11 protein-coding genes are annotated in these 13,910 nt (G+C 69.2%); 6 read left to right on the forward strand and 5 right to left on the reverse strand.

The window, feature by feature from the left end; translation table 11 throughout:
- Window positions 1-139: 139 nt before the first annotated feature.
- The 4 genes from AQJ67_RS27670 to AQJ67_RS27685 are packed head-to-tail and all read left to right on the forward strand — an operon-like array spanning window position 140 to window position 6,707.
- A complete protein-coding gene (locus AQJ67_RS27670) occupies window positions 140-1,429 on the forward strand; it encodes a glycosyltransferase (RefSeq protein WP_062722081.1) in 1,290 nt (429 codons plus the stop codon).
- On the forward strand, window positions 1,426-3,075 hold the full coding sequence (locus tag AQJ67_RS27675) for an ArnT family glycosyltransferase (protein WP_062721999.1): 1,650 nt from the start codon (window positions 1,426-1,428) through the stop codon (window positions 3,073-3,075). The genes AQJ67_RS27670 and AQJ67_RS27675 overlap by 4 nt, the downstream gene beginning before the upstream one ends.
- Window positions 3,072-4,262, forward strand: a complete 1,191-nt coding sequence (locus AQJ67_RS27680; protein WP_062722000.1) for a glycosyltransferase — start codon at window positions 3,072-3,074, stop codon at window positions 4,260-4,262. The genes AQJ67_RS27675 and AQJ67_RS27680 overlap by 4 nt, the downstream gene beginning before the upstream one ends.
- A gap of 9 nt (window positions 4,263-4,271) precedes the next feature.
- Window positions 4,272-6,707 carry a galactose oxidase early set domain-containing protein gene (locus AQJ67_RS27685; RefSeq protein WP_062722001.1) on the forward strand — a complete coding sequence of 812 codons (2,436 nt, stop codon included), beginning with the start codon at window positions 4,272-4,274 and terminating at the stop codon, window positions 6,705-6,707.
- Here AQJ67_RS27685 and AQJ67_RS27690 read toward each other — a convergent pair.
- Together AQJ67_RS27690 and AQJ67_RS27695 are read right to left on the reverse strand one after the other, a co-directional pair.
- Entirely contained in the window at window positions 6,704-7,429 is a 726-nt protein-coding gene (locus AQJ67_RS27690) for a Mut7-C RNAse domain-containing protein (protein ID WP_062722002.1), read from the reverse strand. The genes AQJ67_RS27685 and AQJ67_RS27690 overlap by 4 nt on opposite strands.
- 33 nt (window positions 7,430-7,462) lie before the next feature.
- Window positions 7,463-8,092, reverse strand: a complete 630-nt coding sequence (locus tag AQJ67_RS27695) for a TetR/AcrR family transcriptional regulator (protein ID WP_062722082.1) — start codon at window positions 8,090-8,092, stop codon at window positions 7,463-7,465.
- Between the two features lie 147 nt (window positions 8,093-8,239).
- Here AQJ67_RS27695 and AQJ67_RS48680 point away from each other — a divergent pair, with 147 nt between their 5' ends.
- Entirely contained in the window at window positions 8,240-8,395 is a 156-nt protein-coding gene (locus tag AQJ67_RS48680; protein ID WP_159058836.1) for a hypothetical protein, read from the forward strand.
- Window positions 8,396-8,500: 105 nt separating this feature from the next.
- On the opposite strand, the gene trhA is transcribed toward AQJ67_RS48680, so the two are convergent.
- Window positions 8,501-9,247: a PAQR family membrane homeostasis protein TrhA gene (trhA, locus tag AQJ67_RS27700; RefSeq protein WP_062722003.1), complete on the reverse strand. Its 747-nt coding sequence runs from the start codon at window positions 9,245-9,247 to the stop codon at window positions 8,501-8,503.
- A 352-nt stretch (window positions 9,248-9,599) separates the two neighbouring features.
- Here trhA and AQJ67_RS27705 point away from each other — a divergent pair, with 352 nt between their 5' ends.
- Complete coding sequence (locus AQJ67_RS27705) at window positions 9,600-11,423, forward strand: phosphoenolpyruvate carboxykinase (GTP) (RefSeq protein WP_062722004.1); 1,824 nt, start codon at window positions 9,600-9,602, stop codon at window positions 11,421-11,423.
- A 633-nt stretch (window positions 11,424-12,056) separates the two neighbouring features.
- On the opposite strand, the gene AQJ67_RS27710 is transcribed toward AQJ67_RS27705, so the two are convergent.
- Together AQJ67_RS27710 and AQJ67_RS27715 are read right to left on the reverse strand one after the other, a co-directional pair.
- Entirely contained in the window at window positions 12,057-12,515 is a 459-nt protein-coding gene (locus AQJ67_RS27710; protein ID WP_062722005.1) for an SCO4983 family protein, read from the reverse strand.
- 104 nt (window positions 12,516-12,619) lie between these two features.
- Window positions 12,620-13,831, reverse strand: coding sequence for a pyridoxal phosphate-dependent aminotransferase (locus tag AQJ67_RS27715; RefSeq protein ID WP_062722006.1), 1,212 nt, complete (start codon window positions 13,829-13,831; stop codon window positions 12,620-12,622).
- Window positions 13,832-13,910 lie beyond the last annotated feature (79 nt).

Genomic DNA, 13,910 nt, shown 5'->3' on the forward strand with positions numbered 1-13,910 from the left:
TCGCGGCCCGTTGTGATGAAACGCGCTCTTCACCGAAAGGGCCTGCGCGCTTCACAGATCCCCCCTAATGTCTCCACAGTGACGCGACAGGTGTAACTCACCGTCGCGACAGGGGGCATTGGGGATCTGGGGGGATCTGTTGCTGACGTCTGTTTTCATAGCCGTCGTCTCGCTGGCCTTGTTCTGGATGGCGGCTTTCACCCTGTGGTGGCAGATGCACGCGTGGCGTACGCCCGAGGTGCTCGCCTCCACCCGGTTCAGCAGACCGGACGGCGGCGAGCACGTGTCGTTCTCGCTGCTGTTGCCGGCCCGGCACGAACAGGCCGTGCTGGACCACACCATCCAGCGGCTGCTGGAGTCCACACACACCGACTTCGAGATCATCGTGATCGTGGGGCACGACGACCCCGAGACCACGGCGGTGGCCGAGGCGGCCGCCGAACGCGACCCGCGTGTCCGGGTCGTCGTCGACACCCACGAGAAGAAGAACAAGCCGAAGGCCATGAACACGGCGCTGCCGCACTGCCGCGGCGACGTCGTCGGGGTCTTCGACGCCGAGGATCAGGTCCACCCGGAGCTCCTCGCGCACGTGGACCACGCGTTCCGCACGACCGGGGCCGACGTCGTCCAGGGCGGTGTCCAGCTGATCAACTTCCACTCCAGCTGGTACAGCCTGCGCAACTGCCTGGAGTACTTCTTCTGGTTCCGCTCGCGCCTGCACCTGCACGCGCAGAAGGGGTTCATCCCGCTCGGCGGGAACACCGTCTTCGTCCGCACCGACGTGCTGCGGGAAGCCGACGGCTGGGACCCGAACTGCCTCGCCGAGGACTGCGACCTGGGCGTACGGCTGTCCAGCGTCGGCAAGCAGGTCGTCGTCGCCTACGACTCCGACATGGTGACCAAGGAGGAGACGCCCGGCAGCCTGATGTCGCTGCTCAAGCAGCGCACCCGCTGGAATCAGGGCTTCCTCCAGGTCTACCGGAAGAAGGACTGGCGGCAACTGCCCACCTTCGGGCAGCGGTTGCTCGCCCGCTACACGCTGATGACGCCCTTCATGCAGGCCTTCACCGGGCTGATCATCCCGCTCAACATCGTGATCGCCGTCTTCCTCGACGTGCCGGTGAGCGTCGCCTTCATCACCTTCCTGCCGGCCGTCACCGCGCTCGTCACCTTCGTCTTCGAGGTCGTCGGACTGCACGACTTCGGCAAGCAGTACGGACTGCGCGTCCGCTTCGTCCACTATCTGAAGCTCATCGCGGGCGGTCCCTTCTACCAGGTGCTCCTCGCCGGGGCCGCCGTCCGCGCCGTATGGCGTGAGCAGCGCGGCCGTAACGACTGGGAGCTGACCAGCCACGTCGGCGCGCATCTCGACCACGCCGAAACCCGTGCCGGAACGGCCCGAGACCTCCGAGAGGACGTCCCCGCGTGACCTCCACCCTTCCCGCGGTGACCACTTTGAAGGTCCCCGCGCAGAGACAACCTGTCCCTACGCAGCGTTCGACCAGCCGAACAGAGCCGCCGAGCCGGCTCCGCTCCTCCCGCCCCGACCTGATCCTGTGCTGCCTGCTCCTCGTGGCGATCCTCGTCGTGCAGGGCTGGAACATCGCCGACTACCCGACCCTCAGCGACGACGAGGGCACCTACCTCGCCCAGGCCTGGGCCGTCCAGGAGGGCCGGGGACTCGCCCACTACACCTACTGGTACGACCACCCGCCCCTCGGCTGGATCCAGATAGCCCTGCTGACCTGGATACCCGCCGCGCTCAGCCCCGACTCGATGACGGTGGGCACCATGCGCGCCGCGATGCTCGTCATCAGCGCGGTCAGCGCGGTCCTGGTCTATGTGCTCGGCCGGCGCCTGTCGCTGCCGCGCTGGGCGGCCGGACTCGGCATGGTCCTGTTCGGCCTCTCCCCGCTGTCGGTCGTGCTCCAGCGGGAGATCTTCCTCGACAACCTCGCGGTGATGTGGACACTGCTCGCCTTCGCGCTCGCCGCCTCCCCGAGCCGTCACCTCTGGCACCACTTCGGCGCCGGCATCGCCGCCGCCACGGCCGTGCTGACCAAGGAGACGATGCTCTTCGTCCTCCCCGCGGTCTTCGTCACCATGTGGCGCCACAGCCACCGCGACACCCGCAAGTTCGCCCTCACCGGCGCCGTCACCGCCTGCGCGCTGATCGGCCTCTCCTACCCGCTGTTCGCGCTGCTGAAGGGCGAGCTGTTCCCGGGCAGCGGCCACGTCTCGCTGTGGGACGGCATCAAGTACCAGATGACCAGGCCCGGTTCGGGCTTCATCCTCGACCAGGGCTCCGGCTCCTGGGGCGTCCTGCAGTCGTGGCTCTACTACGACCGCGTCCTCATCGTCGGCGGCCTCGCGGGCGGCCTGCTGCTCCTGCTCACCTGGCGCTGGTCGGTCACCGCCCGCGCCCTGGCCGGACCCTCGTGCGCGGTCGTCATCCTCGCCCTGGTCGCCATGCGCCCCAGCGGCTACCTGCCCGCCATGTACGTCATCCAGGCCCTGCCCTTCCTCGCCCTCGTCCTCGCCGGAGGAACGGCCTCCGTCGCCCACGCCGTACTGCGGCGCCGGCGGTCCGAGGGGGAGAAGCGGTACGTCACCGGCGCGCGGTACGCCCTCGCGGCCGTCCTCGCGCTCGCCGCCTGCGCCTATGTCGTCCCGCGCTGGTACGACGGCGCGCGCACCGCCGTCACCGCCGACGCCAACGCGCCCTACCAGGCCGCCTCCAAGTGGCTGTCCACCGAGGTCGCGGACCCGGCGAGCACCCGGGTCCTCGTCGACGACGCGCTGTGGCTGGACCTCGTGCACGCCGGGTACGAGCCCGGGCTCGGGGCCATCTGGTTCTACAAGGCCGACCTCGACCCCGCCGTGACGAAGACGATGCCGCGCGGCTGGAAGGACCTCGACTACGTGGTCGCCTCGCCGACGGTACGGCGGGACGCGGTCGACCTGCCGGGCGTCCGGGCGGCGATGGAGCACTCGACGCCGGTCGCCGTGTTCGGCACCGGCGACGACCGCGTCGAGATCCGCCAGATCCAGACCGCCTCCGGAGGCGTGCGATGACCCACGAATTCACCGCCCCGGGCGAGCTGGGCGAACCGTCCGTCGAAGCCGCCGAAGTGCCCGAGCCGGGCGCCGTCACCGTCGTCGTACCGACCTTCAACGAGTCCGGGAACGTACGGCAGTTGCTGCACCAGATCACCGAGTCCGTGCCGTCCCGGCTGCCCTGCGAGGTCGTCTTCGTGGACGACTCCACCGACGACACCCCGCAGGTCATCAAGGAGGCCGCGCAGGACTGTCCGTTCCCGGTCACCGTCATCCACCGCGACGAACCCGTCGGCGGGCTCGGCGGCGCGGTCGTCGAGGGGATGAAGGCGGCCGGGTCGGACTGGATCGTTGTCATGGACGGCGACTGCCAGCACCCGCCGTCCCTGGTCCCGGAGTTGGTCGCCACCGGTGAGCGGGCGAACGCCGGGCTCGTCGTCGCCTCCCGGTACATCAAGGGCGGCAGCCGCGCCGGGCTCGCGGGCAGCTACCGCGTGGCCGTGTCGCGGATGGCGACCTGGCTGACCAAGTCCCTGTTCCCGCGCCGGCTGCACGGCATCAGCGATCCGATGAGCGGCTTCTTCGCCATCCGCCGCAGCGACATCACCGCGGACGCGCTCAAGCCGCTCGGCTACAAGATCCTGCTGGAGCTCGCGGTGCGCAGCCGTCCGCGCACGGTCACCGAGGTGCCGTTCGTCTTCCAGGAGCGGTTCGCGGGGGAGTCCAAGTCCACGGCGGCGGAGGGGCGCCGCTTCCTGCGGCACCTCGCCGGGCTGCGTACGGCCGACCCGCTGGCCCGCATGGTCGTGTTCGGGCTGATCGGTCTGACCGGCTTCGTGCCGAACCTCGTCGCGCTGTGGGCGATGACCCGGGCGGGGCTGCACTACCTCCCCGCCGAGATCGTCGCCAACCAGTTCGGCGTGGCCTGGAACTTCCTGCTCATCGAGAAGCTGCTGTTCCGCGACCGGCGCGTCCACCGCCACTGGGCCGACCGCACCATCCGGTTCGCGCTCCTCGCCAACGCCGACCTGGTGCTGCGCATCCCGCTGATCGCGCTGCTCGTCGGCCAGTTCGGGCTGGCCGTCCTGCCCGCGACCGCGCTGGCCCTGGTCATCACGTTCGTCCTGCGCTTCGTCGGTACCGAGGCGCTGGTCTATCTGCCGAGCCGTCGTTCAGGTCGGCGGCCCGGGAGTCGCACGGCATAGGAGAGCCGCATGAACAAGCGCCTCGTCAGCAGACACCGCATCAGCAGACACCGAAGAAGGACCGCACTGGTCGGGGTGGGGGCCCTGACCGCCGGTCTGCTCCTCACCTCGCCCCAGCCCGCCTCCGCCGCGAACCTCATCAAGAACCCCGGCTTCGAGACCGCCGGCACCGACGACATGCCCTACTGCTGGAAGAAGTCCGGCTGGGGCGACAACGACTTCACCTTCACCACGACCACCGACGCCCACAGCGGCGGCAAGGCCATGAAGGTCGAGCTCACCCGCCGTGTCGACGGCGACCGCAAGGCGCTCATCACCGAGTCCGCCGAGTGCGCGCCGGTCGTCACGCCGGGCAAGCAGTACGACCTGGGCCTCTGGTACAGGTCGACCACCCCGGACGCCTCGGTCACCCTCTTCCGGCACGACCCGACAGCCGGCTGGCAGTACTGGACCGACCTCAAGACGCTGGACATGGCGGCCGGTTGGACCGAGGCCACGGTCCGTACGCCCGAGGTGCCGACCGGCACCGACCGGATCGCCTGGGGCGTCTCCGTCTACGGCACCGGCTCGGTCACGACCGACGACTACACGATGGACCAGGTCGCCGACCCCGTCCCGGACCCGGTGTGCACGGGCACGGCCGAGGAGTGCGCGAACGGCCGCTGGGACGTGCTGCCCACCCAGAACCCGGTCCGCTCCATGCACTCCGTCGTCCTCAACAACGGCAAGGTGCTGCTGATCGCCGGCTCCGGCAACAGCGAGGAGATGTTCGAGGCGGGCACGTTCACCAGCGCGGTCTACGACCCGCAGAACGGCACGTACAAGCAGATCCCCACGCCGAAGGACATGTTCTGTGCCGGGCATGTGCAGTTGCAGGACGGCCGTGTGCTCGTGATGAGCGGCAACAAGGGCTATCCGTCGGCCGACGGCACGATCGGCTACCAGGGCTACAAGGACTCGTACGTCTTCGACCCGGTGACCGAGACCTACAGCAGGACCAACGACATGAACGACGGCCACTGGTACCCGTCGGCCACCATCCTCGGCAACGGTGACGTGATCTCCTTCGGCGGTCTGAAGGAGGACTCGTCCGGTTCGGTCACCGCCGAGCTGTGGTCGGACGCCGAGCAGAAGTGGCTGGAGCTCTGGAAGGTCAACCAGACCTGGTCGTACTGGGGCCTGTACCCGTCGATGATCCTGATGCAGGACGGCCGCCTCTTCTACTCCGGCAGCCACGTCTTCGGCAACAACATCCCCGGCACGGGCTCGGCGATCTACGACTACGACGCCAACACCGTCACCCAGGTCCCCGGCCTCCGGAACAAGGACGAGCGCGACCAGTCCGCGAGCGTGCTGCTGCCCCCGGCCCAGGACCAGAAGGTCCTCACCATCGGCGGCGGCAACATCGACTCCAACCCGGACGCCAACCGTCTCACGGACGTCATCGACCTCAAGCAGCCCAACCCGTCCTACGTCGCCGGGCCCCCGCTCCCGCAGGGCACCGTCGACCTCGGCAACGGCAAGGTCCCGCAGACCGGCAACCAGGGCAAGATGTACGTCTCCGCCGTGCTCCTGCCCGACGGCAAGGTCCTGGAGACCGGCGGCGCGCTGCACAACCGGGCCAACCCGGTGTACGAGTCGTCGCTCTACGACCCGGCGACGGGCACCTTCGACCCGGTGGCGGCGGACCCGGAGGAACGCGGCTACCACTCCTCGGCCTTCCTCCTCCCCGACGGCCGTGTGATGACGACCGGCGACAACCCGGGCAACGGCACCTGGAACCACGACGTGTCGGTCTACACCCCGCCCTATCTCCTCAAGGGCGAGCGCCCGGCGATCACTTCGGTCATCGACACCGAGTGGACGTACGGCGACACCCAGCGGATCACCGTCGACCGCCCCATCGCCAAGGCCGAGCTGATCCGCCCGGCCGCCGTCACCCACTCCTCGGACCCGAACCAGCGGTTCGTGGATCTGCCCCTGTCGGTGGACGGCGACAACGTCGACCTGAACGTGACGAGCAACCCCAACTTGGCCCCGCCCGGCTGGTACATGCTCTTCGCGGTCGACGCCAACGGAGTGCCCTCGGTCGCCCAATGGGTCCACCTCCAGGGCCCGCAGGCCCTGAGCGCCACGGACGCCTCCGCCCACGTCCACGACTTCGCCGACAACCTCAAGGGCAAGGTCACCGGCCCCGGCAAGAAGCGGAAGTCCCAGAAGGTCAGCCCGACCGTCTCCGGCTGCGACCGGCACTACGGCTCCGTCAACGTCTGCGTGCCGACCGACTTCCCGCCGACGGTGAAGGCGACGACGAAGGCCCGCTGCGACTGGCTGAAGAAGAACGACTACGGCCGCCTCAAGGTCAACGGCAAGGACGACCCGCTGCGGCTGGACCCGAACCGGGACGGAATCGCCTGTGGGAAGGGCGATGTGACCCGGCGTTAACTCGCGTAGTCGGCGAGGGCGCGCTCCACGATGGCCACCAGCTGTTCGTGGTGCGCGCCCTTCCAGTAGGCCCGCTTGCACTGGGTGCACTGCGCGAACACGTCGTACGACCGCTGCGTGCCGCCCTCCAGCCGGTCCGCGACCTCGTCCTTGGTGGCCGCCTGCAGCACGCCGTTGCAGGCGGAGCAGCGGGTCCAGGGCCGCAGCTCGGGCCGGAACCGGTCGAGGACGTCGCGGAGTTGGTCCTCGGGCCGCGTGCTGTACACATACGCCCCGGCCCACAGCTCACGGCGCCGCAGCAGCCCCCGGTCACGGCTCAGCATGACGCGTCGCTCCGCGGCCGAGCGCGCGGCCAGCGCCGGGTCGCCGATGTCCGTCGACTCGTACGCCGTGTCCACGCCGAGCAGCCGCAGCCGGCGGGCGAGGGTGCCGAGGTGGACGTCGAGCAGGAAGCGCAGGGGAGCGCCGGGCACCCGCTGGGGGTGCCGGACGGGTCGTACGGTCACGGACTCGCCCGCCGTCGGGATGTGCGACACCGGCACCTCGCGGCCGTCGACGACCAGGGTGCCGACCTCGGTGAGCGGGACGCCGAGGGACTCGACGACATGGCCGAGGGTCGAGACGCCGTCGGTGGTGACGGCGCCCGCGCCCGCGCGCCGTCCGTTGGGCAGGAACACGCGCAGCTCGGGGGCGAACTCGACGTGGATCTCGGGACCGTTCACCTGGTCAGGATGTCACGGCACGGGGCCGGGGCCTCAGGTGTTTTTCGCGGGGAGGCCGTGCTCGACGATGTCCAGGGCCCGGTCCACCAGGTCGCGGAGGTCGTCCCGGCAGTCGTTCTCCGCCCAGGCGATGTTGACCTCCATCAGGCCGCCGACCAGGGACATCGCGTAGACCCGCACTTCGAGGGAGTCCGGGTCCAGACCGTGGCGCTCGGCGATGGCGCCCCGCAGCAGGCGTCCGGTCGCCGACATGCTCTCGATCATCCGGGCCCGGACGGCGGGGACCTGGAGCGCCAGGTGAGCCCGGATCCGGACCGCCTCGGGGTCCTCGGCCAACAGCGCGTCCATCGACCGGTGCATCACGTGCCGTACCGAGTCCATCCAGGACTCCGAGGCGGGCCGGGCGCGCAGCTCCTCCAGCATCATCGGGTCGTACTCGTCCGTGAGGACGATGTCCTCCTTCGTCGGGAAGTACCGGAAGACCGTGGACGGCGACACCTCGGCGCGCTCGGCGATCTGCTCGATCGTGGTGGCGTCGTAGCCCTGCTCCTTGATCAGCGCGTACGTCGCCTCGCGGATCGCCGTCCGGGTCTTGATCTTCTTCCGCTCACGAAGCCCCAGCTGGGGGCGGTCGGTCAGGGGGGAGGAGTGCGCGGGGGGCATGGGCTCATTGTCGGGCACGGCCCCCTCGGCAGCCATGTCCGGGGTCTCGGGCCCGGGGGCCTCCGGCGTGCCCGGCAGGAACGCCGCCGCCAGCAGGGCGGAGACGAGGGCCGCGACACCGCACACCAGGAGGACGACGCCCATGCCGTGCACGTCCGCGCTGTTCGCGCAGGCCACCAGTTCGGCCGAGCCCGTCCGCTCGGCGACGAGGTGCGCCGCGACGACCGACTCCCCGGCGGTGTCGGCGGCCTGCGCGGGCAGCCCGGTGACGTCGAGCCGGTCCCGGAAGGCGCCATGAAGTGAGAGTAACTATCAAAAGAGTAGGACTGTCAGTCTTCTTGGGGTGCGGGAACGCGAAAAAAGGGCCACGGCTCGCAAGCCGTGGCCCTCGGAGAAGCTGTGCGATGGCTATCCGTGCTGGTACGCCACCAGGGAGATCCCGACGTAGTGCGTGATGAACGCGGCCAGCGTGAAGGAGTGGAAGACCTCGTGGAAGCCGAACCAGCGCGGTGACGGGTTCGGGCGCTTGATGCCGTAGATCACGCCGCCCGCGCTGTAGAGGACGCCGCCGACGATCACCAGGACCAGCACCGCGATACCGCCGGCGCGCATGAAGTCCGGCAGGAAGAAGACGGCCGCCCAGCCCATCGCGATGTAGCAGGGCGTGTAGAGCCAGCGCGGGGCGCCGACCCAGAAGACCCGGAAGACGATGCCCGCCGCGGCGGCGGCCCAGATGCCCCACAGCAGCCACTGGCCCTTGGCACCAGGAAGGAGCAGCATCGTCAGCGGGGTGTAGGTGCCCGCGATGATCAGGAAGATGTTGGCGTGATCCAGTCGGCGCAGGATGCCGTCCATGCGGGGGCTCCAGTTGCCCCGGTGGTACAGCGCGCTCACGCCGAACAGCAGACAGGCCGTGAGGGCGAAGATGCCGCAGGCGATCCGGCCTCTGGTCGAGTCCGCGAGGGCGGTGAGCACGAGGCCCGAGACGAGCGCGGCGGGGAACATCCCGAGGTGCAGCCAGCCGCGGAGTTTGGGCTTGATCTCGTCCGTGAGCTGCTGGGCGTGCTGTGCGATCTGGTGGGGCAGGGAGGGCGCGCCGGAAGCGCGGCCGGCGGCCGCCGTGTCCGGTTGCGCGTCGGGGACGGGCGCAGTCATGGGGGGCATCGTACCTACGGAACCGTAAGTTACGTATCAGCACGGCGAGATGAGAGCCCGGAAGTGGCCATCCTCTCATGGGGTACCCGCGCGGGGCGCACCTGGGGTGAAGCCGTGGTGACGCATCGAAAACATCTGGATGAGTGGCGATGCTCACGCCGCTCACCTGTGACGCCCTCTGGACATATGGGCGGACGCGTCGGATGATCAAATGAGTGCGGTCGGCACCGGATGAGCGCGAAAGATCGGGACGGCAGATCCAGTCCACTCCCGTCGCGAAGCATCCGGGTCGTGGCCCCCACGGGGCATACAAGGGCATATTCAGGACAAAATCCCTCTCTTAGGAGCAACCGTGGCGCGCGACATCGCGGCTCCCCCCGTCGTCCCCACCCACCACCGGGAGCTGGTTTCGTGGGTGAACGAGATCGCAGAACTCACGCAGCCGGACAACGTGGTCTGGTGTGACGGATCCGAGGCCGAGTACGAGCGTCTGTCCGAGGAGCTCGTCGCGAAGGGCACCTTCAGGAAGCTCGACCCGATCAAGCGCCCCAACTCGTACTACGCCGCCTCCGACCCGACCGACGTCGCCCGCGTCGAGGACCGGACCTTCATCTGCTCCGAGAAGGAGGAGGACGCCGGCCCGACGAACCACTGGATGGACCCCGCCGAGATGCGTGAGGTCTTCTCCGGTGAGAAGGGCGTCTTCCGCGGCTCGATGCGCGGCCGGACGATGTACGTCGTCCCGTTCTGCATGGGCCCGCTCGGCTCGAAGCTCTCCGCCATCGGCGTCGAGATCACCGACTCCGCCTACGTCGCCGTCTCCATGCGCACCATGACCCGCATGGGCCAGGCCGTGCTCGACGAGCTCGGTGAGGACGGCTTCTTCGTGAAGGCCGTGCACTCCGTCGGCGCCCCGCTGGAGGCCGGCGAGCAGGACGTCCCCTGGCCCTGCAACCAGACCAAGTACATCTCCCACTTCCCGGAGAGCCGCGAGATCTGGTCCTACGGCTCCGGCTACGGCGGCAACGCCCTGCTCGGCAAGAAGTGCTACGCCCTGCGTATCGCCTCCGTCATGGCCCGCGACGAGGGCTGGCTCGCCGAGCACATGCTGATCCTGAAGCTGACGCCCCCGCAGGGTGAGTCGAAATACGTGGCGGCGGCCTTCCCCTCCGCCTGCGGCAAGACGAACCTCGCCATGCTGGAGCCCACGATCTCCGGCTGGACCGTCGAGACGATCGGCGACGACATCGCCTGGATGCGCTTCGGCGAGGACGGCCGCCTCTACGCGATCAACCCCGAGGCCGGCTTCTTCGGCGTCGCGCCCGGCACCGGTGAGCACACCAACGCCAACGCGATGAAGACGCTGTGGGGCAACTCGGTCTTCACCAACGTCGCCCTCACCGACGACAACGACATCTGGTGGGAGGGCATGACGGAGGAGACCCCGGCCCACCTGACGGACTGGAAGGGCAACGACTGGACGCCCGAGTCAGGCGTACCGGCCGCCCACCCGAACGCCCGCTTCACGGTCCCCGCCTCGCAGTGCCCGATCATCGCGCCCGAGTGGGAGGACCCCAAGGGCGTGCCGATCTCCGCGATCCTCTTCGGCGGCCGGCGCGCCACCGCCGTACCCCTCGTGACCGAGTCCTTCGACTGGAACCACGGCGTCTTCCTCGGCGCCAACGTGGCCTCCGAGAAGACCGCCGCCGCCGAGGGCAAGGTCGGCGAGCTGCGCCGCGACCCGTTCGCGATGCTGCCGTTCTGCGGCTACAACATGGGCGACTACATGGCCCACTGGGTCGACGTGGCCAAGGGCAAGGACCAGGCCAAGCTGCCGAAGATCTACTACGTCAACTGGTTCCGCAAGAACGACGAGGGCAAGTTCGTCTGGCCCGGCTTCGGCGAGAACAGCCGCGTCCTGAAGTGGATCGTCGAGCGCCTCGACGGCAGGGCCGAGGGCGTCGAGACGCCGATCGGCATCCTGCCGGCCAAGGGCGCGCTGGACACCAACGGCCTCGAACTGGCCGACTCCGACCTCGACTTCCTGCTCACCGTCGACAAGGAGGTCTGGCGCGAGGAGGCCGCGCTGGTTCCGGACCACCTCAACACCTTCGGTGACCACACGCCGAAGGAGCTGTGGGACGAGTACCACGCGCTGGTGCAGCGCCTGGGCTGAGCTCAGCCCCCAAGACGCCGCGGCCGGCTCCGATCGTGCCCTGACCAGCAACATCGTCACGGCCGGCCGCGGTGAAGCACCCCATGACCGGCGAGGTTCCGTACAACGGCGTACGGGGCTGTGGGCCTGTCGCCGCATGCTCCCGTCCGCCCCGACGGGAGGAACGCGGCGACAGGCCCTCGCCTGTTTTCGTTCTGCTGTACGGTCGCGCCGCCTTGATCGCATGATCTTCGCGGCTGCCACATGGTCTCCACAGGAGGGTCACCGACTCCGGTGACCGCTCAATTCAGCCTGTGGGGGGCACAGTTTGACGGGACTCGACATGACCGGCGTCTCCGAGACGACCTTCTTCGCTGCGTCGGGCCGCAGCCGCAGACAGTCGTTGGAGGACAGCCACAGGGAAGAGGATGAACGGCAGATGTCCCCCCGGTCCCGTTACACCGCGGGACACTGCAACGCCCTTCTTGTCAGGGGCGCGGGGAACTGCGCGACCAGCCACGACCAACCCGCACCCGCCGCACGACTGAAACCCTCACGGCGAATCGGCGACCCCGGCTCAAGCGAACGCAGTGCCATGGCACCCGGTCCGCGCGTCGCTGCGGGTGCACGCGGACCGGGGCCGTTCAGGGGGTGTCAGCCGACGCCGGTCAACTCCTGCGGCTCGGCCTGCGCGGCAGCCTGCGCGGCAGCCTGCGCGGCAGCCTGCGCGGCAGCATGCGCGTCCATGCGCTCCGCGGCCAGAATCGCCACCGCGGTGTCCGCACGGGACGCGGCGACCACCAGTGCGCGCCCGGCGAGGGCATGCGCACGGCGATGCAGTGCCGCGAGCCTCGCCTGACCGCCGGAGGCACCGGCGCGGGTCGGCGCGGGACCGCCCCGCAGTCGGGCCACCTGTTCGGCGAGCCGCTCGGCGGCCGCGTCGAGGTCGGCAGTGGGGGCCGCCGCGCGCAGCTCGTCCGTGACGGCGAGCAGTGCGGCGAGGTGGCCGGCGAGCTGGATGTCCAACTCCTCCTCGCGCGAGCGGTGAGGGAAGTCGGTGGTGTTGCCGGCCATCGTGCTGTGGACCGACTTGGTTCGGATCGGTTCGTACATGGGGATGGCCTCCTGTGCGCTGACAGGAAGCCATCCTAGCTTAGATCTCGTCTAAAGTTGAGCTGTTCGCAAGACAGGACCGTCCATTGCACACAGCGTGAGCGTCAGGGCTGGCTGTACCCGTCGAGGAACCGTCCGATCCGGGTCACCGCGTCCCGCAGGTCCGTGACCGTCGGCAGGGTGACCACGCGGAAGTGGTCCGACTCCGGCCAGTTGAAGCCGCTGCCCTGGACGACCATGATCTTCTCCCTGCGCAGCAGGTCCAGGACCATCCGCCGGTCGTCCTTGATCTTGAAGACCTTGGGGTCGAGGCGCGGGAAGAGATACAGCGCGCCCTTCGGCCGTACGCAGCTCACGCCGGGGATCTGCGTCAGCAGCTCGTAGGCGACGTCCATCTGCTCCTTCAGCCGCCCGCCGGGCAGCACCAGGTCATTGATGGACTGCCGCCCGCTGAGCGCGGCGACGACCCCGTGCTGACCGGGCATGTTCGCGCACAGCCGCATGTTCGCGAGGATGGTGAGGCCCTCGATGTAGGAGTCGGCGTGGGCGCGCGGGCCCGAGATCGACATCCAGCCCACCCGGTACCCGGCGACCCGGTACGCCTTCGACATGCCGTTGAAGGTGAGGGTGAGCAGATCGGGGGCGACGGCGGCGGTCGGGGTGTGCGTGGCGCCGTCGTAGAGGATCTTGTCGTAGATCTCGTCGGAGCAGACGAGGAGGTTGTGCCGGCGGGCGATGTCCGTCAGCCCCCGGAGCATGGCCTCGTCGTACACGGCCCCCGTCGGGTTGTTCGGGTTGATGATGACGATGGCCTTGGTGCGGTCGGTGACCTTGCGCTCGATGTCGGCGAGGTCGGGCATCCAGTCGGACTGCTCGTCGCACCGGTAGTGCACGGCGGTGCCGCCGGACAGCGACACGGCGGCGGTCCACAGGGGGTAGTCGGGGGCCGGGACCAGCACCTCGTCCCCGTCGTCGAGCAGCCCCTGCATCGCCATCACGATCAGCTCGGAGACGCCGTTGCCGATGAAGACGTGCTCGACGTCCGTCTCGATGCCGAGGGTCTGGTTGTGCATGACGACGGCCCGGCGTGCGGCCAGCAGGCCCTTCGCGTCGCCGTAGCCATGGGCCGTCGACACGTTGCGGAGGACGTCCTCCAGGATCTCGGGCGGGCACTCGAAGCCGAACGCGGCCGGGTTGCCGGTGTTCAGCTTGAGGATCCGATGCCCCGCCGACTCGAGCCGCATCGCCTCCTCGAGCACCGGGCCCCGGATCTCGTAACAGACGTTGGCGAGCTTGGTCGACTGGATCACCTGCATGTCAAGGAGCTTACGGCTGCGTAACGTCCGGTGGGTCGTGTTTTCCGCCACGTGTGACGCGGTGGTTTGGGCTGTTATC

This window comes from Streptomyces caeruleatus (assembly GCF_001514235.1).
Lineage (GTDB): Bacteria > Actinomycetota > Actinomycetes > Streptomycetales > Streptomycetaceae > Streptomyces > Streptomyces caeruleatus.

Excerpts from the sequence above, each read along its gene's own strand:
- AQJ67_RS27710 (WP_062722005.1), bottom strand. The coding sequence starts at position 12,515 with ATGTACGAACCGATCCGAACCAAGTCGGTCCACAGCACGATGGCCGGC.
- AQJ67_RS27695 (WP_062722082.1), bottom strand. The coding sequence starts at position 8,092 with ATGCCCCCCGCGCACTCCTCCCCCCTGACCGACCGCCCCCAGCTGGGG.
- AQJ67_RS27715 (WP_062722006.1), bottom strand. The coding sequence starts at position 13,831 with ATGCAGGTGATCCAGTCGACCAAGCTCGCCAACGTCTGTTACGAGATC.
- AQJ67_RS27685 (WP_062722001.1), top strand. The coding sequence starts at position 4,272 with ATGAACAAGCGCCTCGTCAGCAGACACCGCATCAGCAGACACCGAAGA.
- trhA (WP_062722003.1), bottom strand. The coding sequence starts at position 9,247 with ATGACTGCGCCCGTCCCCGACGCGCAACCGGACACGGCGGCCGCCGGC.
- AQJ67_RS27680 (WP_062722000.1), top strand. The coding sequence starts at position 3,072 with ATGACCCACGAATTCACCGCCCCGGGCGAGCTGGGCGAACCGTCCGTC.